An 18,897-nucleotide genomic window follows, 5' to 3' on the forward strand; every position below is an offset into this window, starting at 1 on the left:
GCCACCCTACGCCTGCCGCTGGAGCCGGGTAGCTTGCTCGGCAACAGTCCCACGCCCAGGGTGTGGCGGCGGAGCCGCCCCCCCGCGCCCCCCCCCCACGTCCGGGTGCGTGCCCGGGCGTGCCCCGGGAGCGGCGGCGGGGTGCCCGGCAGCCGCCCGGGGGAGGTTCCGGCAGTTGTCCACAGGCCCTGACGGGGAGTGGCCCGGCCGGTGAGAATGCAGGTGGTGCCGTCCGGAGCCCGGCCGGTGCCGTGCGGGCGGGCGGTGTCGCAGGGGCGGCGTCCGGCATCAGGGGAGATCCGCCGGAGTGCGGGGCTGAGGGAGGGCAGGGTGACCACCTATGGGGAACGCACGAGCCTGGAGCATCTGAGCACCACGGCCGAGGCCGTCGCCCGTGCGGTGGAGGAGGTCATCGAGGGGAAACCCGAGGTGGTGCGGCTGGCGCTGACCGTGCTGCTCGCCGAGGGCCACCTGCTGGTCGAGGACGTCCCCGGGGTGGGCAAGACGATGCTGGCCAAGGCGCTCGCCCGGGCCGTGGACTGTTCGGTCGCCCGGGTGCAGTTCACCCCCGACCTGCTGCCCTCCGACATCACCGGTGTCAGCGTCTTCGACCAGCAGCGCCGCGACTTCGAGTTCCGGCCCGGTGCCGTCTTCGCCCAGGTCGTCATCGGCGACGAGATCAACCGCGCCTCGCCCAAGACCCAGTCCGCCCTCCTGGAGTCCATGGAGGAGGGGCAGGTGACGGTCGACGGCCGCACCTACGAGCTGCCGCGGCCGTTCATGGTGGTCGCCACCCAGAACCCGGTGGAGATGGAGGGCACCTACCCGCTCCCCGAGGCGCAGCGGGACCGCTTCATGGCGCGGGTGGCCATCGGTTATCCGGCGCCGGAGGCCGAACTGCGCATGCTGCGGACCCACGGCGCCCACTCGCCGCTGGAGCGGCTGCGGCCGGTGGCGCACACCGACGACCTCCTGAAGCTGATCGAGGCGGTGCGTGAGGTGCACGTCGAGGAGGCGCTGTACCGCTACGCGGTCGAGCTGGTCGACGCCACCCGCCGCCATCCGGAGCTGCGTCTGGGCGCCTCGCCCCGCGCCACCCTGCACCTGCTGCGGGCGGCCAGGGCCTCCGCCGCGCTCGCCGGGCGCGACTACGTCATACCCGACGACGTGCAGGCACTGGCGGTACCCGTGCTCGCGCACCGCCTGCTGCCCACCGCGCAGGCCCAGTTGAACCACCGCAGCGCGGACCGGATCGTGGCCGAGATCGTCCAGCGGCTGGCAGTGCCCGACCCCTCACCCGGGCGGCGGGTCGGGCCGCAGGCCGCCGGGGGGCGGAGCGCGTGAGGGGCGGCCGGGGCGGGTCGGGGCCCGGCGGGTCGGCCGGTGCGGACCCCGAGGTCTCCGGCGGGTTGACGACCCGCGGCAGGTCGTTCGTGGCGGCGGGCGTGGCCTGCGCGGCCTGCGCCTACCTGCTGGGCCAGTCGGACCTGCTGAAGGTGGGCCTGCTGCTGGCGGTGCTGCCGCTGGTGTGCGCGGTGGTGCTGCGGTGGCAGCGGCACTCGGTGGCCGGCGGGCGCTTACTGGAACCGGCGCGGGTCGCCGCGGCCACCGAGGCGCGGGTGAGGGTGTGGGTGGCCAACGAGGCCCGGGTTCCCACCGGTCTCCTCATGGTGCAGGACCAGGTCCCCTACGCTCTCGGCCCCCGCCCCCGCTTCGTCCTTCCCAGGGTCGAGGCGGGCGGGCGCCGGGAGGTGGCCTACCGGGTGCGTGCCGAGGTCCGCGGCCGTTACGCGCTGGGCCCCCTGCAACTGCGCCTGGCGGACCCGTTCGGCATGTGTGAACTGACACGTCCGCTGGGCCCGGTGGACACCCTCACGGTCGTGCCCCGGGTGGTTCCCCTGCCCGCGCTGCCGCTGTCGGGCGCGGTCACGGGCCGGGGCGACGGTGTGGGGCGGCAGTCGGCGCTCAGCGGCGAGGACGACGTCATCCCGCGCGGCTACCGCAGGGGGGACGACCTGCGGCGGGTGCACTGGCGCTCGACCGCCAGGCACGGGGAGCTGATGGTGCGCCGGGAGGAGTCGCCGCGGACCACGCGGGGCACGGTGCTGCTGGACACCCGGGCGGCGGCGTTCCTCACCTCGGGCGCCGACTCGGCCTTCGAGTGGGCCGTCTCCGGCGCGGCCTCGGCGGCGGTCCACCTGCTGGAGCGGGGCTTCGCCGTCCAGCTGGTGACCGACTCCGGCGCGGACGCCTCCGGCGGGGCGGGCGGCCGTCCGCCCGCGGAGGCCGCCGGTCGTCTCCTGGACGCGCTGGCGCTGGTCGGGCGTTCGGAGAACCGGGGCCTGGAGCGCGCCCACGAGGCACTGGCCGGTGGCGGGGGCCTCCTGGTGGCGTTCCTCGGGGAACTCGACGAGGAGCAGGTGGCTGTGGTCGCCCGCATGCGGGGGCGCGCCGCCGACGCCGTCGCCTTCCTCCTCGACGAGGAGAGCTGGGCTGCCGAGACGGGGGCGGGAGGCACGGGCACGCCCGGCGGACCGGCCGGCACCGAGGTGGACCGGCGGCTGCGCACGCTGCAGGAGAACGGCTGGCGGGCGGTACGGGTCCGGGCCGGGGACACACCGGCCGAGGCCTGGCGGGCCGTGGCGGTGGCCGGAGCCACCGGTCCCGGCCCTCTTCCCGGCGCGGCGGGCGGGGAGGTCCCCGGTCCGGACGCGGGGGCGGACGCCGCGTCCGAGGCACTGCGGGTGGGCGGCGCGGGAGCGCCGGGCGGGCCCGTGCCCCCGGCCGGTGGGTCGGAGCGCGCGTCGTGAGAGCCGGTGGCGGCCGCCCCGGAGACGCTGTTCGCGGAGTGTGCGGCGGCAGGAGCCCGAGGCCGGGGCGGGGAGGCGGCCGGGGTGGCCGGGGCGGCGGCCCGGTCGGTGTGCGGTGGGGGCACGGGCCGGGTGGGGCGCAGTACGCCGGTGGGGTGCTCCGCGGGTCTGAGGGGACGGTGGGGGCGGGGTGAGCGGTCAGAACCGGGTCATGTGGTGCGCGGCTGCGGCCACGCTGTGTGCGGCTGCCACGCTGGTGCCGTTGGCCGAGTCCGCCGGCTGGCTGGTGCAGGCCGTGGCGCTGCTGGTGGCCGTGGCGGGCGCGGGCGCGCTGACGCGCCGTGCCCCGCTGCCGCGACCGGTGACGCCGGTGGTGCAGGCCCTGCTCGGCGTCCACCTGCTGGCGGCGCTCTTCGCCCACGCGCAGACGCTCTGGGGGTTCCTCGCGGGCCCGGCGGTCTTCCAGGAGCTCGGCCGGCTCCTCCAGCACGGCCTGGAGGACGTCGGTCGCTACACCACGCCCGCGCCCGTGACACCGGGCATCAGGTTGCTGCTGGTGGGAGGGGTGGTACTGGTCGGCCTGATGGTCGACGCGATGGCGGTGACGTACCGCGCGGCGGCAGCCGCGGGACTGCCGCTGCTGGCGCTGTACTCGGTGGGCACCGGCCTGACCTGGGGTGACCTGGGCTGGTTGTGGTTCCTGCTCGCGGCGGTCGGCTACCTCCTGCTCCTGGTGGCCGAGGGGAGGGACCGACTCGCCCGCTGGGGCCGGGTCTTCGGCGGCGCCCCCGGGGACCGGGTGCTGGGGCCGCGGGGCAGCGGACCCGTCCGCGGTGGCCTCGTGCGCGGCGGGGCCGGCAGGGCGCCGGGGCGGACCGGCCCGTGGATCGGCGCGGCGACTCTCAGCCTGGCGCTGCTGGTGCCCGCGGCGCTGCCGGCGCTGGACGGCGGGCTGCTGACAGGTGGGGCGGTCGGTTCCGGCGGGGGCGGGGCGACGATCTCCGCGGTCAACCCCCTGGTGTCGCTCCAGGACAGCCTGAACCAGTCGGAGGACCGGGAGGTGCTGCGCTACAGCACCTCGGCCTCGGACCCCGGCGGCGCCTACCTGCGGATCGTGGCCCTGGACCAGTTCGACGGGGCGACCTGGCGGCCGTCCTCACGTCCGGTGACCGACGTCCCCGCTCCGCTGCCGGCGCCGCCGGGGCTCGACCCGGACGTGCAGGCCGGCGAGGTGCGCACCACCGTGACGGCCGCCGACTGGTACGCGCAGAACTGGCTGCCGATGCCCTACCCGGCCTCGCAGGTGGACATCGCCGGGCGCTGGCGGTTCGAGCCGGTCGGCAGGACGATCGTCGGGGACCGCGGGCAGACCACCCGGGGGGCGCAGTACACCGTGGTCAGCCTGGCGGTGCGGCCGTCCGCGGCGCGCCTGGCCGCCGCCCCCGCACCCCCGGCGGAGCTCCGCAAGGAGTACACCCGGCTGCCCGGCGGGCTGCCCGCGACCGTACGGGCGACCGCGCTCCGGGTGACGCGTGGCGCCGGCACGGACTACGCACGGGCCGTGGCGCTCCAGGACTGGTTCGCCTACGAGGGTGGCTTCACCTACGACACGCACGTGCGGACGGGCACCGGTGTGGACGCCATAGCCCGGTTCCTCCGGGACAAGCGGGGGTTCTGCGTCCACTTCGCCTTCTCGATGGCCACGATGGCCAGGTCACTGGGGATACCCGCGCGGGTCGCGGTGGGCTTCACACCCGGCACGCCCCAGTCCGACGGCTCGATGTCGGTGGGGGTGAACGACGCGCATGCCTGGCCGGAGCTGTACTTCCAGGGGGCTGGGTGGATGCGTTTTGAGCCCACCCCGAGCCGGGGCAGCCCGCCGGACTACACGGTGCCCGACGCGCCGGCGGCCGGGGGCGGGCAGGAGCCGTCCACCGCGCCGAAGGCGAGCGGTGCCCCGGCGGCGCCGGCGCGGCCCTCCCCCGCCTGCACGGCGGGCGGGGCCTCCTGCGGCACCTCCGCCCCCGAGGCGGCGGCCCCGTCCCGGGCCGGCGGTGACCGGGGCGCCGGGGTGCTCCTGTGGCCCCTCGCCGCCCTCGTCGCTGCGCTGACGGCCTGCCTGCCGCTGCTGGTCAGGGGACTGGTGCGGCGCCACAGGCGCCGCGCCGCGGCCACACCGGGCGAAGGGGCCGTGGTCCTGTGGCGGGAACTGGTCGACACGGCATGGGACCTCGGCATCCCCCCGCAGCGGTCGCTCACCCCGCGGCGGACCGCCGAGCGGATCGTGGCGGAGGCCCGGCTGCCGGCACCCGCGGCTGAGGCGGTCCGGCGGGTGTCCCGGGCGGCGGAGCGTGCCCTGTACGCCGCCGACCCGTCCACCGCCCCGCTCTCCCTCGCGGACCTCGCCGAGGCACGGGCCGCGCTGGAGGCGTCCGTCTCCGGCGGCCGGCGGCTGCGGGCGATCTTCCTGCCGGCTTCCCACCGGCGGCTGTGGTGGGCGGCGGTCGAACGCCTCCGGGCTGCTCGCCGCGGGATGCCCGCACTGCGACGGGACCGCGACGGGGCCTCCACCTGAGCCGGGGTGGCTTTCGGCAGGCAGGTCTCCTGAGCCGGCAGCCCGTCCTGCTGGGCCGGCGTCATGCTGGACGGATGGGCTCAGCAGGGCGTCCCGCTGGGCGGTGCTTGCCCGCCGGGCGGATGCGCTGCACCGGGTCGGTGCGCCCTGCTGCGCCGGGCCGCCCGCCGTGCCGCTCTGGCTCCGAGTGGGCTGCTCCGGGGCTGCTGCGGGAAGCAGCCGAGGTGGGGCGGCCTGAGCCGCCCGCCGGGAAGTGTGGCCCGGCATCCGTTCCCGTCCGCCGGGAACGTGCACCGTCAGCAAGCCGTGAGAGCCGGCGGCGCCGCCGGACGCGTACGGGTGACGGCACCGGACCAGTACGGACGACGGGCGGTGCCGGACCGTTTCGGTCCGGCACCGCCCGTCGTCCCACGGTGTGCGGCCTGGATGACGCGGAGCCCGAAGACCTCAGGGGGTTTTTGCAGGGCCTCCGCTACGTGCGTCAGTGCCGTGCGTCAGTGCCCTTGTTCATCGCGTCGGCGTTGCCAGCGGTCCTCGATGCGGTTCATCATCGTGCGGCGCTGCCGCTCGTCCCGCCGGGCTGCCGGACCACGGCCCCGCCCCTCGCGCCCCGGCCTGGGCTGTTCACCGGGCTTCGGCGCCCTGCGCCAGCTCGTGACGGCCAGCACCGCGCAGCCGAGCATCACCAGGAAGCCGACGACGCCCAGCCAGATCACCTGGGCGACCATCCCGGCCATGAGGAGGGCAATACCCACGAGGAAGCCGGCGACCGCCTGGTAGACCCGTCGCCGGGTGTACGAACGCAGCCCGCTTCCCTCAAGCGTTGTCGCGAATTTGGGATCTTCGGCGTACAACGCTCGCTCCATCTGCTCGAGCATGCGCTGCTCGTGCTCCGAGAGCGGCACGGAGTCCTCCTCCTCATCGGTCGCGGGGACGACCGTCATGCGACGCTTTCAGGATAGGCAGGGAATCCCCCCTGTGAAACCCGCCCCTCCAAGCCAGTTCACCCTCCGAACCGCCGCGACGACCGGAGGTGATGACTGCTCCATTCCCCGGCCGCCCGCTCGTCATGCCGAACGGTGTATCCCCGATCATACGGCGCGTAAGAGCCGTTCGGGTGATTCGTGTCCACCGGCTCACCGTCCGTTCCCACCGCAGCTCCGGCTCGGGTCCGCCCGGCCCCGAGGCTGCCCGGCAGCCTCTCCCGCCTGCACGGACGGGCGAGGGCTCCCGGGGCGGGCCCGGGCACCGGACGGGACGGCCTGCGCCGGGCCGGCCGCCCCACGGCGCGGGCCGCCGCGGGAACCGCGCGAAGCCGGACACCGCCGCACGCCACGGACCGCCTGGTGCGGGGGCTCACCCCGCTCGGGGGTTCAGCCCCGCTCGGCGAGGACGTGCACCTGGGTGGCGATGGAGTGGAAGGCGGGCAGCTCGGCCGCGGCCGTCTCCAGCTTCAGCAGCGCCTCGACCGCGCCGGGCTCGGTGTCGACCAGCACACCCGGCACCAGGTCGGCGAAGACCCGGACGCCGTGGACGCCGGTCACCGTCATGCCGGTGTCGCTGACGAGCGCGGAGAGCTGCTGCGCGTCGAACCGCCGGGGCACCGGGTCGCCCTCGCCCCAGCTGCCGTCCGGCCCGGTCAGCGCCTGGCGCGCCTCGGTGAAGTGGCCCGCCAGCGCCCGGGCGAGCACCGCGCCGCCGAGGCCCGCGGCGAGCAGGCTCAGCGTCCCTCCGGGGCGCAGGGCGTCGACGGCGTTGCGCACGCTCTTGGCCGGGTCGTCCACGTACTCCAGGACGCCGTGGCAGAGAACGACGTCGTAGCCGCCTCGCTCCACGACGTCGAAGAGGCCGTCGGTGTCGCCCTGGACGGACCGCACGTTGTCGGCGACACCGGCCTCGGCGGCGCGGCGCTCCAGGCCGAAGAGGGCGTCGGGGCTGGGGTCGACGACGGTGACGCGGTGGCCGAGGCCGGCGGCGGGCACCGCGAAGTTGCCCGTGCCGCCCCCGGTGTCGAGCACGTCCAGGGCGTCCCGTCCCGAGGCCGCCGACCGCCGCTCGAGGGCGTCCTTGAGGACCTCCCAGACCACGGCGGTACGGAGGGAGGCGCGGGGGCGCTGCGGGTCAGACACTGCGGTGGCTCCTCGACGGGCGGTGCTACGGGCTGGCGCCACCACCCTATTGCGTCACCGGACCTGGTAGCGGGCCCGCTGCCCCAGGTGTCACGGAGCCGCCACACTCCGCGACGACCGCTCCCCGCCTGCGCCCGTCGCGCGCCGCGTCGACCGCCCGGGCGGCCGGGCGCCGCGTCGGTCGTCCGTCACCCACCGCGCCCCTTCTCCCCTCCCCGTCCGGTCGCCCGGACCAGACCCGTCGTTCCCGCCCACCGGGCCGGGCGCGCCCGCCGCCCGCCCCCTTGCCCGTCAGCCGACCCGGCGGGGCGGCGGGAGGGCCGGGCGGAGGGACAGGAGGCGCTCCACGACGCGGACGAAGGTCTCGGCGTCCCGCACCAGGTCGTCGGCCTCACGGCGGCCGGCGGCACCGGGCACCCCGGCTTCGGCACGGGCCCGTCGCTCCGCCCCCGCCTCGAACAGCGCGGCCCACTCGTCGAGTTCCGGGGCGACCTCGGGCAGCACCTCCCAGGCGCTGCGGATGCGCCGGCGTCCCCGGGGTGTCGCCTCGGGGCGGCCGCGCACGGCCAGTACCGCGGCGGCCGACCGCAGCGCGGCAAGGTGGGCGGCGGCGTACCGCTCGTTGGGCGCCTCGGTCGCGGCCGCCTCGTCCAGGGCCGTGTGCGCCCGGGCGAGGAGGTCGAGGGCGGCAGGCGGGGCGCCGGCACCCCGCAGGACGGGGTGGACGTCCTCCGGCGAGCTGTCGACGAGGGGGCCGGGCCTGCGGGGCCTGACCGGTTGCGTTGCCATGACGGAACCTCCTTGGTCGTTGCCGCTTTGCCTCTTCTGCCCGACATCGTGCGACACGGCACTGACAGTCGCCTCTGACCTGCTCCTTCCCACCCTCGCCCGGATATCGCCCACCCAACTCACCGGTCGCAGCGACTCCCTGCGTCCCCGTCAGGCCCGCGGCCCCGACACGCCTCGACGCCGTCCACCGCCTTCGCCCGACCACGACCTCACCCGACCCCGGCGCCACCCGGCCGCAGGTGCACACCTCCGCCCCCGGGGCAGACGCACCGGGGGCGGAGGTGGACGCAGGAGCCGTGAGCCGAAGGGGCGCAGGCCGGGCCGCCACCCGAGTCGGCGCCCTCCGGCAGGTGCCGCCGGACACCGCACCTTCACACCCCGGCCCGGGACAGGCCTCGCGCGTCGCGGCGTGCACGGTCACGCCGCCGACGGACGCGCCGAGAACGGCCGGGCCGGGGCGGTCACGGCCCGGGCGCGGCCCACCCCCGCCCGAGCTTGTTAGACTGACCAGTCAGTACAGTTACTGACCAGTTGGCTCAACTTTCCTGTCGTTGCCCTCCGACCGTCCCCGGGAGACGCCGTGCCGGACAGGCCCCCCTCGCCCGCACCCCTGCCGCACCCCGCCACCGATTCCACCCCCGGCACCGAGGCTCTTCCGGACGCCCCTGCCGAGGCCCCCGCCGACCGCGCCACCGCCCTTCCCGCACCCGCCGACCGGCCCCGGCAGGGCGCGCCGGAGCCGGTCGGCGCGGCCCTGGAAGCCAGGGGTCTGGGCATGGCGGGGCCGCGTGGGCCGGTCTTCGAGGACGTGGACCTGAGTGCGCCGCCGGGGTCACTGGTCCTCCTCCACGGCCCTTCGGGATCCGGACGCACCTGCCTGCTGCTGGCCCTCACCGGCCGGATGCGGCCCACCCGGGGTACGGCCTCGGTTGCCGGCCTGCCGCTGCCGCGCCGCATGTCCGCGGTGCGCCGCATGGCGGCCCTCGCCCAGGTGCCGGGCGTCCTCGACCTGGAACCGGCCCTCTCCGTGGCGGAGCACCTGCGCGAACGGGAGCTGCTCAGCCGCCGTTTCGGGCCGCTCGCCCTCACCCCCGCCGGCCGTCGAAGGCGGCGGGAGGGGGTGCGCGAGGCGGCGCGCGAGGCACTGCACCGCTCCGGGCTGCGCCTGGCGGAACTGCCCCGAGGTGGCGACACCCGCGTCCGCGACCTGACCCGGTTGCAGACGCTCCGGCTCTCCGTGGCCCTGGCGTTGGTCGAGCAGCCCCGGTTGCTGGCGGTGGACGACGTCGACCTCAAGCTCGCCGAGGACGAACGGCAGGCGGCCTGGGACCTGTTGCGTTCCGTCGCGGACGCCGGCACCACGGTCCTCGCCGTCTGCGGGGAGCTGCCCGCGCCCGAGGGCCGGGAGAGGCCGGAGGGCCGGCTCAGTCCCGGTACCGCCGCAGCCCACGGCCGCCCGGAGATCCCGGTCCTGACGGGGCTCCGGGGGGTTTCCGCCGCGACCGGCTCCGGCTCTGAGGCCGCGTCACCGGAGACCGCGCCACCCCCTGCCCACCGCGGTCGCCGGCGTGAGGCCCGGCGCCGTCTGCCCCTGCCCCGCACCCCCCGGAAGGAGACGGTCGATGCGGACCCCGAAACTGGCCGGTCTTGAGCTGCGACGGTTCACCAGGGGCAAGCTGCCGATCGCCGCGCTGGTAGCCCTCCTGCTGCTGCCGCTGCTCTACGGCGCCCTCTACCTGTGGTCGTTCTGGGACCCCTACGGCCGCCTGGACCGCATACCCGTGGCGCTGGTCAACGAGGACGCCGGTGCCACTGCGGGCGGCCACCACCTCCACGCCGGCGACGACATCGTCAGCGGGCTGCGGCACAGCGACAGCTTCGACTGGCACCCCGTCTCCGCGGCACAGGCGGAGAAGGGCGTGGAGGACGGCACCTACTACCTCTCGCTGTCCATCCCCCGCGACTTCAGCCACCGGGTGGCCAGCAGCGCCGGGGAGCACCCCGAGACCGGTGCGCTGAAGGTGCGCACCAACGACGCCGACAACTACATCGTGGGGCAGATCTCGCGCACGGTGTTCTCCGAGATCCGCTCGGCCGCCTCGCAGAAGGCGTCCCGGACCTTCCTCGACGACATCTACGTCTCCTTCTCCACCCTCCACGACAGCACCGCGAAGGCCGCCAAGGGCGCCGACTCCGTCAAGGACGGCGCCGACAGCGCGCGCAAGGGTGCCGGGAAGCTGAGCGACGGCCTGGACTCGGCCCGGGACGGCAGCCGCTCCCTGGCCGACGGGCTCCGGAAGCTCGACGAGGGCACCGCCAAGCTGGCGGGCAGCGCGCGGACCCTGGCCAAGGGCGCGGGCGACGTCTCCTCCGGAGCGGACACCCTGCACAAGGGCTCGGACCACCTGGCCTCCGGGGCCGACCAGGTCGCCGGGGGCACCCAGCGGCTGGCCGACACCGTGGACGGCCTCACCGACGGGCTGAGCCCCTTCCTGCACGCCCACGGCACCGAGATCGGGCAGGCCGCGCAGCTGGTGGCCGACGGCTCGCAGACCGTGTCCGACCACCTCGACCAGTTGCTGGCCGCGGCCCGGCAGGGCGACCACCAGGCCAAGGGTGTCTCCGAGGGCCTCACCGACCTCTACAGCGACCGCTGCTCCCCGGCCCCGAAGGACGGCACCGACGCCGCGACCTGCGCGGAGCTGGCCCGGCTGCGCTCCCAGGCCACGGACGCCGCGCGGACCTCCCACACCGTCGAGGCCCGCACCCGGGACCTGGGCGACCTGGACAAGTTGCGCCACGACCTGGGCCAGGTGCACGACCTGGCGGCCCGGCTCGCCCGGAGCGGCCCGCACCTCGGCGACGACCTGGACGGTGCCGTGCACCAGATCGACGCCCTCAACTCCGGCGCGCACAAGGTGGCCACCGGCGCCCACTCGCTGGGCGCGGGGGCCGGGAAGCTCGCCGACGGCGCCCAGCGGGTGGCGGACGGCGGCGACAAGCTGGCGGACGGCGCGGACACGCTGCACCAGGGCGCCGGCACCGCCGAGCAGGGGGCCGGCCGCCTCGACGACGGGCTGGCGAAACTGAGCTCCGGCGCCCACAGCCTGGACGGCGGCCTCTACAAGCTGTCGGACGGCTCGGGCCGGCTCGCCGACGGCCTGCACGACGGTGCGGCCCGCATCCCCGACTACGACAAGAAGAGCCGTGACGCGCGGACCGCGGTGATGTCCGACCCCGTGCAGCTCGCCTCCCACGACGCCCACCGGGCACCCAACTACGGCACCGGCTTCGCGCCCTACTTCATCCCGCTCTCGCTGTGGGTGGGTGCGATGGTGGCCTACATGCTGCTGCAACCGCTCAACCGGCGGGCGCTGGCGGTGGGCGCGGGGGCCTGGCGGACCGCGCTGGCCGGCTGGCTGCCGGTGGTGGGCATCGGAGTGGCGCAGGTCGCCGCGCTGATGTCGGTGCTGCACTGGGCCGTCGGGCTCGACATGGCACGGACCGCGGGGACCCTGGGTTTCCTGGGGCTCGTGACGGCCTGCTTCGCGGCGATCGTGCAGTGGCTCAACGCGCGGTTCGGGCCCGCCGGGCGCATCCTGGTGCTCGCCCTGCTGATGCTCCAGCTCACGTCGGCCGGCGGCACCTACCCGGTGCAGACCTCACCGGGGTTCTTCGCGGCGCTCCACCCGTTCCTGCCGATGAGCTACGTGGTCGAGGCGCTGCGGCGGTTGATCACCGGCGGCGGCCTGGCACCGGTGTGGCAGGGCTCGGTGGTGCTGGCGGCGTTCACCGTGGCGGCGCTGGCGCTGACCGCGCTCTCCGCCCGCAGCCGTCAGGTGTACCGGATGAAGGACCTGCGGCCGGAGCTGACCCTGTGAGCGCCGGCCCCGCGACGGGTGTGCGCGGACCCGGCACAGCCGGGGGCGGCACAATCACCCCCATGGAAAGCGCGCACACCCGTCGTCAGGCCACCCGGCACCGGCTCTTCGACGCAGCCGTCACCCTCATCGCCGAACAGGGGTTCTCCGCCACGACCGTGGACGAGATCGCCGACCGGGCGGGTGTGGCCAAGGGCACCGTCTACTACAACTTCGCCAGCAAGAACGTCCTGTTCGAGGAGTTGCTCCAGCACGGGATCGAGCTGCTGGCGCAGTCGCTGGAGGAGGCGGCGGCCCGGACGGCGGCCGAGGGCGGGAGCCGGGTGGACGCGCTGGACGCGATGATCCGGGCCGGACTGGTCTTCATCTCCCGCTACCCGGCGCTGACCCAGCTCTACGTCGCGGAGCTGTGGCGGACCAACCGGACCTGGCAGTCGACCCTGATGATGGTGCGGCAACGGGCTGTCGCGGTGGTCGAGGAGGTGCTGCGGTCCGCGGTGGCCGAGGGCGAGCTCAGCGAGGAGCTGGACGTGCCGCTGACGGCTTCGGCGCTGTTCGGCATGGTGCTGGTGGCCGCGCTGGACTGGCGGTCCTACCAGCCGGACCGCTCCCTGGACGACGTCCACGGCGCGCTCTCCCGGCTGCTCCAGGGCCGGGTGAGCGGTCACCCGGCCTGACCCGGGGCTGGCCGGGCTCCGCGGGCCCCGAGCGGATCGGGCCGCGGCTCCGGGCTGAACTGCTCGGGTACGGACCGGGCCGTGGGCTCCGGTGCCGAACGGCTCGGGTCAGGGCAGTTCCTGCCGCCTCCCGCAGTCCGTCCAGCCGGGACCGGACGGTGGGGCCGGCGGCTTGCCACTGCCGCCGGGCAGCGCGCACCGCCCTGGCACGGATCGTTCCCCCTCCGATCCGACCAGGGCGGCGCTCCCCCGTGAGCCCCCGTGTCCCCGTGGGCTCTCCCCCGTGAGCCCCCCGTGCCCCCGGGGGCTCCCCCGTCACCTCGCGTGACTACAGGTCCGTTCCGCCGCCCCGTGTCGGCGGTGCCGGGCCCCTGTCCTGCTCGGTGACCCCACTCTCTCCTGCCGGTGGCGTCGTGCCCATCCGCCCACCTACTCATCCCGGTGCCTAGGTACCTGTACTCAGCGGGTGAGCGCTCCTCACCAGAGGCCCCGAGCAGGTACTTCCGCGGGGACGCGGTGGCGGCTGCGGGCCGGTGGCCGGCTCCGCCGACGGCCGCCCGTCACCGCTCCCCCGGTGCCCCGGTAGGGTCGCCGTCATGGCACGGATTGCGGTGATCGGCGCCGGGATGGGCGCCATGGCTGCTGCCGCCCGGCTGGCCGTCGCGGGCCACCGGGTGGCGGTGTACGAGCGCGGCGCCACCCACGGCGGTGTCCTGGGGAGCTTCACCCGGGACGGTTTCGCCTTCGACACCGGTCCGGGGCTGCTGCACCTGCCCGCGGTGTGGCGGGACTTCTTCGTCAAGACCGGGCGCGAGGCGCTGGAGAAGCGGGTCCGGCTCTCGCCCGTCGACCCGGCCGCGCACCACGTCTTCGCCGACGGCACCCACGTCCGGCTGCCGAACGCCTCCCGGGCCGGGGTCGTCGCCGCGCTGGACGCCGCACTCGGCGAGGGGGCGGGGGAACGCTGGAGCGAACTGCTGGTCCGGGCGCGCACCACCTGGGACGCCACCCGCCGGCCGCTGCTGGAGGAACCGCTGCGTCAGGACTGGACGGCGTGGGGGCGCGACCCCTACCCCGCCTCGCGCAGCCGCTCCCTGCTGGGCCGCTCCCGGCGCGCGAGGACGCTGGCCGAGGTGGCCCGCCGGGAACTGCGGGACCCGCGCCTGGTGGCGCTGCTGGAGAGTCACGCGCTGGCCTGGGGGCTGGACCCGCGGGACGCCCCGGCCGCCGCCACCGTCCTGCCGTACCTGGAGGAGTCGTTCGGGCTCTGGTACCCGCAGGGCGGCATGCGGGCGCTGGCCGCGGCGGTGTACGGACGGTGCCGGGAGCGCGGGGTCGAGTTCGCCTTCGACACGGAGGTGACGGGCCTGCTCCTGAAGGACGGCGCGGTCGCCGGGGTGGAGCTGGCCGACGGCCGGGAGGCCGGGGCCGAGGTCGTGGTGGCGGGCGTGGACCCGGCTCGGGTGGCCTCCTGGGCCGGTGGCGCCGACCGCCTGTGGGCCCCCGCCGACCGCGGCCCGGTCGCCGACGTCCCGGCGGCCGGCCGCCTCACCGTGTTCGCGGCCCTCTCCGGCCGCCGCCCCGAGGGCACCGCCCACCGCACCGTGGTGCACGCCGCGGACCCGGCCGCCGAGCGGGAGGCCCTGTTCACCGCGGGCCGTACGCCGCGTCCCGGCGGGCTCACGGTGACGGTGCTGCGGCCGGACGATCCGGCGACGCGTCCCGACGAGGAGCACGAGGCGGTGACGCTGGGCGTGGCCGCCGCGGCCGGCGAGCAGGCCGGGTGGGAGCGGCCCGAGCGGGTGGCCGAGGCGGTGGCCGAGGTGCTCTCGGTGGCCGCCGCCGCGGTGCCGGGCCTCCCGGAGCGGCTGCTGTGGTGGGAGGCGCGCACCCCCGCCGGGCACGGCCCGCAGCAGCGACCGGCGCTCGCGGGGGCCGGTGGACGGTACCTGCTGCCGGCGAACCGGACCCGGGTGCCGGGCCTCTACCTGGTCGGCGGACGCTCGCACCCCGGCGGCGGCCCCGCGCACGCGGGCATGTCGGGGGCCCTGGTGGCGGGCCTGGTGGTCAACGGCGAGGACTGGCGCGGCTCTCAGTGACCCCGGCCCGCACCGGGTGCTCAGCGGGTCCCGGCTGACGGGCTGTCAGTAAGGGTAGGTCTGCCGGTCGTCGGGGTGGCGGCCGTAGGGGTCCTCGGGGCTGCCGCCGTAGCCCGGGTACTCCTGGTGTGCCGTCTGCGCGGACGGGTCCTGCCCCTCGTCCCGCTGCGGGGGCAGCCACGCACCGTCCGGCCCCTGCCCGTACCCCGGGGCCGGAGGGTCGAAGGGAGACTGCCCGTACCCCGGGGCGGGCGGGTCGAAGGGGGACTGCTGGTAGGGCTGGTAGCTGCCCTCGCCACCGCCCTGCCAGCCGCCGCCCTGGTAGGAGTCCTGGTAGGGCTGTGACGGGTCCTGGTAGGGGTGGGGCGCCGCGGACGGATCCCCGCCCCGGGCGTCGTAGGAGTAGGCGTCCTGCGGGTAGCCGGGGTAGGCGTCGGGGGCCTCGTGGCGCTGCTCGCCGCCGTAGGGCGCGAGGTCGTCGTAGCCCTGGCCCTGGGTCCCGGGCGCCGCCGGGTAGCCGTCGTAGCCGCTGTCGTATCCGCCCGGCCCGCCGTAGCCGCCCTGGCCGGTGTCGTACCCGCCGTAGTCGCCCTGCTGTCCGCCGTCGTACCCGCCGTGGCCGTCCTGGCCGGTGCCGTAGCCGTACGGGGTGTCGTAGCCGGCGCCGCCCGGGTGGCCGGGGGCCTGACCGCCGGGGGGTGCGTACCCGTCGGGGTAGGCGTATCCGCCCTCCCAGGCGGTCTCGTAACCGGTGTCGCCGGGGCCCGCCGCGAAGGCGGCGGGAGCGTAGCCGTATCCGCCCGTCTCCTCGGGCAGCGGCTGGGGGGCGTGGCCGGGCGTGGCCTGCCACGGTTCCCCGCCGGCTATGTGCTCCCGCGCCCGGAAGACGTCCTCGTCCTGGAGCAGTTCGCGGGCGGGGTCCTCCCAGTGCCCGTGGTGGGTGGCGCCCTGGTCCGCGTAGGGGCCCTCGTCGGAGCCGGTGTAGGGAGCGTAGGGGTCGTGGGGGGCGTCGTAGCCGCCGTCGAAGGGGCTGCCGTGGCCCTCCGCCCCGCCGGACGGGGCCTGGTCCGGGGGCGCGAAGGGGCTGCCGTGGCCCTCCGCCCCGCCGGACGGGGCCTGGTCCGGGGGCGCGGAGCCTTCGGTGCCCTCGGGGACCGGTTCCACGTCGCTGACGTGGAGCGGCGGGGCGCCCCCCGCGCCGCGGCGCCGTCCGCCGCTGCCGCCGCGGCGGCCCTGGAGGGGGTGGGGCAGTGCCCAGCCGGTGGTGAAACCCTGCCGGAAGGAGAGCGTCACCAGGGTCTGCCCCACTGCGAAGGCCACCGCACCGAGGGCGATCACCAGGATCGAGGGGAGCGCGACCCCGACGACCACGCCGAGGAAGCCCACGAAGGCCAGCAGGCGCCAGCGCAGCCGCGCCTTGTGCTGCAGCAGCACCTCGCCGAGCAGCCAGAGCGCCACCACGCCGAAGGCGACGTAGAGGACCGTCCAGCCCATGGAGACCCCTCCTCCTATGGCCGCGGCCCCTTCGGATACGGCCGATCAGGCCCGATGTCGGTGCAGGCCCAGGTTCTCGTAGATTTCCAGCGTCGCCGTGGAGTTGTTCAGGGTGATGAAGTGCAGTCCCGGCACGCCCTCGGCGAGCAGCCTCGCACAGAACTCCGTTGCGAACTCGATGCCCACGGAGCGTACCGCCACGGGGTCGTCCTTGACGGCGAGGATACGTTCCACGAGCCCGGGCGGGATGACCGCGTCGCTCAGCTTCGGCAGCCGTTCCAACTGCTTGACGCTGGTGACGGGCATGACCTCGGGGATGATGGGGGTCTCGCAGCCCGCCGCCTGGACCCGGTCGCGCAGCGTCAGGTAGGACGCGGGTTCGAAGAACATCTGGGTGATGGCGTAGTCCGCGCCGGCCCGGCACTTGTCGACGAAGTTGCGCACGTCGCTGTCCCAGTCGACCGAGCGGGGGTGGCGCTCGGGGAAGGCGGCGACGCCGACGCAGAAGTCGCCGGCCTCCTTGATGAGCCGGACCAGTTCGGCGGCGTAGGTGACGCCCTGGGGGTGGGGCACCCACTCGCCCATGGGGTCGCCGGGCGGGTCGCCGCGCACGGCCAGGACGTTGCGGATGCCGGCCGCCGCGTACTGCCCGACGACGTTGCGCAGTTCGGCCACGGAGTGGTTGACGGCGGTCAGGTGGGCGACCGGCGTCAGGGTGGTGTCGGCGACGATCTGCTCGGTGGCACGGACGGTTCCGGTCCGGGTCGTCCCGCCGGCGCCGTAGGTCACGGAGACGAAGCTGGGGGCGACGGCCTCGATGCGGCGCAGGGCGTTCCAGAGGTTGCGCTCCCCCGTGGGGGTCTTCGGCGCCCAGAACTCGAAGGAGTAGGTGGTGGCACCGGACGCGAGCATGTCACGCACCGTCGGTGCCTGCTGCGTTCTGCCGGAAGCTGTCCCAAGGGCCATACGAGCAGGTTAGTCAGCCGGTGCCCCTCCCCCAACCGGAGCAGTACCTTTCGCCCCCTTTTGCCGCTTCCCTGTCCACGTTTCGGACAGCGGTGGACACCCCGGCCGCTCAGCCGGGGCCGTGCGGGCGCCGGGTCCCGGACGGCCCGGTCCGTCCGGAGCGGCGGCGCCGGCGGGCGCTCCCCGGGCGCCGCTCCGCCGCCTCCCGGCCGGTCCCTATCCAGCCGGGCGCAGCCGGCGGGCGAAGGCTGCGGCGGCGGCGCCGGGGTCCTCCGCCTCGGTGATGGCGCGGACCACGACCACCCGGCGGGCCCCCGCGGCCAGCGCCTCTTCCAGGTTGTCCAGGTCGATTCCGCCGATGGCGAACCAGGGCCGCCCGGTCTCCAGCGAGGCCGCGTAGCGCACCAGGTCCAGCCCGGGGGCGTGCCGCCCGGGCTTGGTGGGGGTCGGCCAGCACGGGCCGGTGCAGAAGTAGTCCACGCCGCTCTGCACGGCCGCCGCCGCGGCCTCCTCCGGCGCGTGGGTGGAGCGGCCGATCAGGACGTCCTCGCCGAGGATCGCGCGGGCGGCCGCCACCGGCAGGTCGTCCTGGCCGAGGTGGAGGACGTCGGGGCCGGCGGCGTGCGCGACGTCGGCGCGGTCGTTGACGGCCAGGAGCCTGCCGTGGCGGCGGCAGGCGTCGGCGAAGACCTCCAGCGCCGCGAGCTCCGGGCCCGCCTCCAGGTGCTTGTCCCGGAGCTGGACGATGTCGACGCCGGCGGCGAGCACCGTGTCCAGGAACTCCGGCAGGTCCCCCTGGCGGGTGCGGGCGTCCGTGCACAGGTACAGGCGGGCGTCGGAGAGCGCGGCGCGGCGCGCGGCGGACGTGACGGGGGCTGTGCTGCTCATCAGGCGTTCCTCGGACGAAGGCGGGGCGTGCCCGTCGGGTGACGGGCACGCCCCGGAAGGCGGTGGGGTCCCCCGCCCGGGCGGCCCGGAGCCCCTGAGGGGGGCCGGGCCGGGGGCAGGAGGCCCGTGCGGCGTGGCGGAGGTCAGACGGCGAGCGCCTGCGCCCTGCGCTTGACCTCCGTGCCGCGATTCTCGCGCAGCGCCTGTGCCGGGGTGCCCGGCAGGGTGTCATCGGCGGTGAACAGCCACTCCAGCATCTCCTCGTCGGTGAAGCCGTCGTCCCGCAGCAGGGTCAGGGTGCCGGCCAGGCCCTTGACGACCCGGCCGTCCTTGATGAACTCGGCCGGTACGTGCAGGGCGCGGTTCTCACCGCGGCGCACGGCCACCAGCTGTCCCTCCTTGACCAGCTGCCGGACGCGCGTCACCTCCACGTCCAGGAGTTCGGCGATGTCGGGCAGGGTGAGCCAGGCGGGTACGAGCCCGTCGATCTTCGTGTCAATCTCGGTCACGCCTACCAGCCTGCCACCTCACACGGACAGCCGTCACCGGGACATCCCCGGCCTCGCTCCGACGGCGTCGCGCGGCCACC

14 protein-coding genes are annotated in these 18,897 nt (G+C 75.9%); 7 read left to right on the forward strand and 7 right to left on the reverse strand.

Going from position 1 to position 18,897, the window contains the following annotated elements:
* Positions 1 to 330 precede the first annotated feature (330 nt).
* The 3 genes from ACFV3R_RS14385 (at position 331) to ACFV3R_RS14395 (ending at position 5,385) form a co-directional block, all read left to right on the forward strand.
* Positions 331 to 1,344 carry an AAA family ATPase gene (locus ACFV3R_RS14385; protein ID WP_385581039.1) on the forward strand — a complete coding sequence of 338 codons (1,014 nt, stop codon included), beginning with the start codon at positions 331 to 333 and terminating at the stop codon, positions 1,342 to 1,344.
* Complete coding sequence (locus tag ACFV3R_RS14390; RefSeq protein ID WP_385581042.1) at positions 1,341 to 2,810, forward strand: DUF58 domain-containing protein; 1,470 nt, start codon at positions 1,341 to 1,343, stop codon at positions 2,808 to 2,810. Before ACFV3R_RS14385 ends, ACFV3R_RS14390 begins: the two co-directional genes overlap by 4 nt.
* Before the next feature lie 190 nt (positions 2,811 to 3,000).
* Positions 3,001 to 5,385, forward strand: coding sequence for a DUF3488 and DUF4129 domain-containing transglutaminase family protein (locus ACFV3R_RS14395; protein ID WP_385581045.1), 2,385 nt, complete (start codon positions 3,001 to 3,003; stop codon positions 5,383 to 5,385).
* A gap of 494 nt (positions 5,386 to 5,879) precedes the next feature.
* Here ACFV3R_RS14395 and ACFV3R_RS14400 read toward each other — a convergent pair whose 3' ends face one another.
* From ACFV3R_RS14400 to ACFV3R_RS14410, 3 genes are all read right to left on the reverse strand, one after another.
* Positions 5,880 to 6,290: a DUF3040 domain-containing protein gene (locus ACFV3R_RS14400; RefSeq protein WP_385581137.1), complete on the reverse strand. Its 411-nt coding sequence runs from the start codon at positions 6,288 to 6,290 to the stop codon at positions 5,880 to 5,882.
* Positions 6,291 to 6,758: 468 nt separating this feature from the next.
* Positions 6,759 to 7,514 (reverse strand): methyltransferase, encoded by a 756-nt coding sequence (locus tag ACFV3R_RS14405; RefSeq protein WP_385581048.1) that lies wholly within the window; start codon positions 7,512 to 7,514, stop codon positions 6,759 to 6,761.
* A 291-nt stretch (positions 7,515 to 7,805) separates the two neighbouring features.
* Positions 7,806 to 8,303, reverse strand: a complete 498-nt coding sequence (locus tag ACFV3R_RS14410) for an SAV_6107 family HEPN domain-containing protein (protein ID WP_385581051.1) — start codon at positions 8,301 to 8,303, stop codon at positions 7,806 to 7,808.
* Between the two features lie 580 nt (positions 8,304 to 8,883).
* On the opposite strand from ACFV3R_RS14410, the gene ACFV3R_RS14415 reads away from it, so the two are divergent.
* From ACFV3R_RS14415 to ACFV3R_RS14430, 4 genes are all read left to right on the forward strand, one after another.
* The gene (locus tag ACFV3R_RS14415) at positions 8,884 to 9,954 is read left to right on the forward strand and encodes an ATP-binding cassette domain-containing protein (RefSeq protein WP_385581054.1); all 1,071 of its coding nucleotides are present in this window, start codon (positions 8,884 to 8,886) and stop codon (positions 9,952 to 9,954) included.
* Positions 9,926 to 12,184 (forward strand): YhgE/Pip family protein, encoded by a 2,259-nt coding sequence (locus tag ACFV3R_RS14420; protein WP_385581057.1) that lies wholly within the window; start codon positions 9,926 to 9,928, stop codon positions 12,182 to 12,184. Before ACFV3R_RS14415 ends, ACFV3R_RS14420 begins: the two co-directional genes overlap by 29 nt.
* Positions 12,185 to 12,246: 62 nt before the next feature.
* The gene (locus ACFV3R_RS14425) at positions 12,247 to 12,861 is read left to right on the forward strand and encodes a TetR/AcrR family transcriptional regulator (protein ID WP_385581060.1); all 615 of its coding nucleotides are present in this window, start codon (positions 12,247 to 12,249) and stop codon (positions 12,859 to 12,861) included.
* Between the two features lie 596 nt (positions 12,862 to 13,457).
* Positions 13,458 to 14,960 carry a phytoene desaturase family protein gene (locus tag ACFV3R_RS14430; RefSeq protein WP_385581063.1) on the forward strand — a complete coding sequence of 501 codons (1,503 nt, stop codon included), beginning with the start codon at positions 13,458 to 13,460 and terminating at the stop codon, positions 14,958 to 14,960.
* Positions 14,961 to 15,005: 45 nt separating this feature from the next.
* Here ACFV3R_RS14430 and ACFV3R_RS14435 read toward each other — a convergent pair whose 3' ends face one another.
* The 4 genes from ACFV3R_RS14435 to ACFV3R_RS14450 form a co-directional block, all read right to left on the reverse strand.
* Positions 15,006 to 16,454 (reverse strand): hypothetical protein, encoded by a 1,449-nt coding sequence (locus ACFV3R_RS14435; protein WP_385581066.1) that lies wholly within the window; start codon positions 16,452 to 16,454, stop codon positions 15,006 to 15,008.
* A gap of 45 nt (positions 16,455 to 16,499) precedes the next feature.
* Positions 16,500 to 17,420, reverse strand: coding sequence for a methylenetetrahydrofolate reductase [NAD(P)H] (gene metF, locus ACFV3R_RS14440; protein ID WP_385581069.1), 921 nt, complete (start codon positions 17,418 to 17,420; stop codon positions 16,500 to 16,502).
* A gap of 216 nt (positions 17,421 to 17,636) precedes the next feature.
* The gene (thiE, locus tag ACFV3R_RS14445; protein WP_385581072.1) at positions 17,637 to 18,308 is read right to left on the reverse strand and encodes a thiamine phosphate synthase; all 672 of its coding nucleotides are present in this window, start codon (positions 18,306 to 18,308) and stop codon (positions 17,637 to 17,639) included.
* A 143-nt stretch (positions 18,309 to 18,451) separates the two neighbouring features.
* Positions 18,452 to 18,817 (reverse strand): Rv2175c family DNA-binding protein, encoded by a 366-nt coding sequence (locus ACFV3R_RS14450; RefSeq protein WP_385581075.1) that lies wholly within the window; start codon positions 18,815 to 18,817, stop codon positions 18,452 to 18,454.
* Between the last annotated feature and the right edge of the window lie 80 nt (positions 18,818 to 18,897).

Origin of the sequence: Streptomyces sp. NPDC059740 (assembly GCF_042733155.1) — a bacterium.
In the GTDB taxonomy this organism is placed as follows: domain Bacteria; phylum Actinomycetota; class Actinomycetes; order Streptomycetales; family Streptomycetaceae; genus Streptomyces.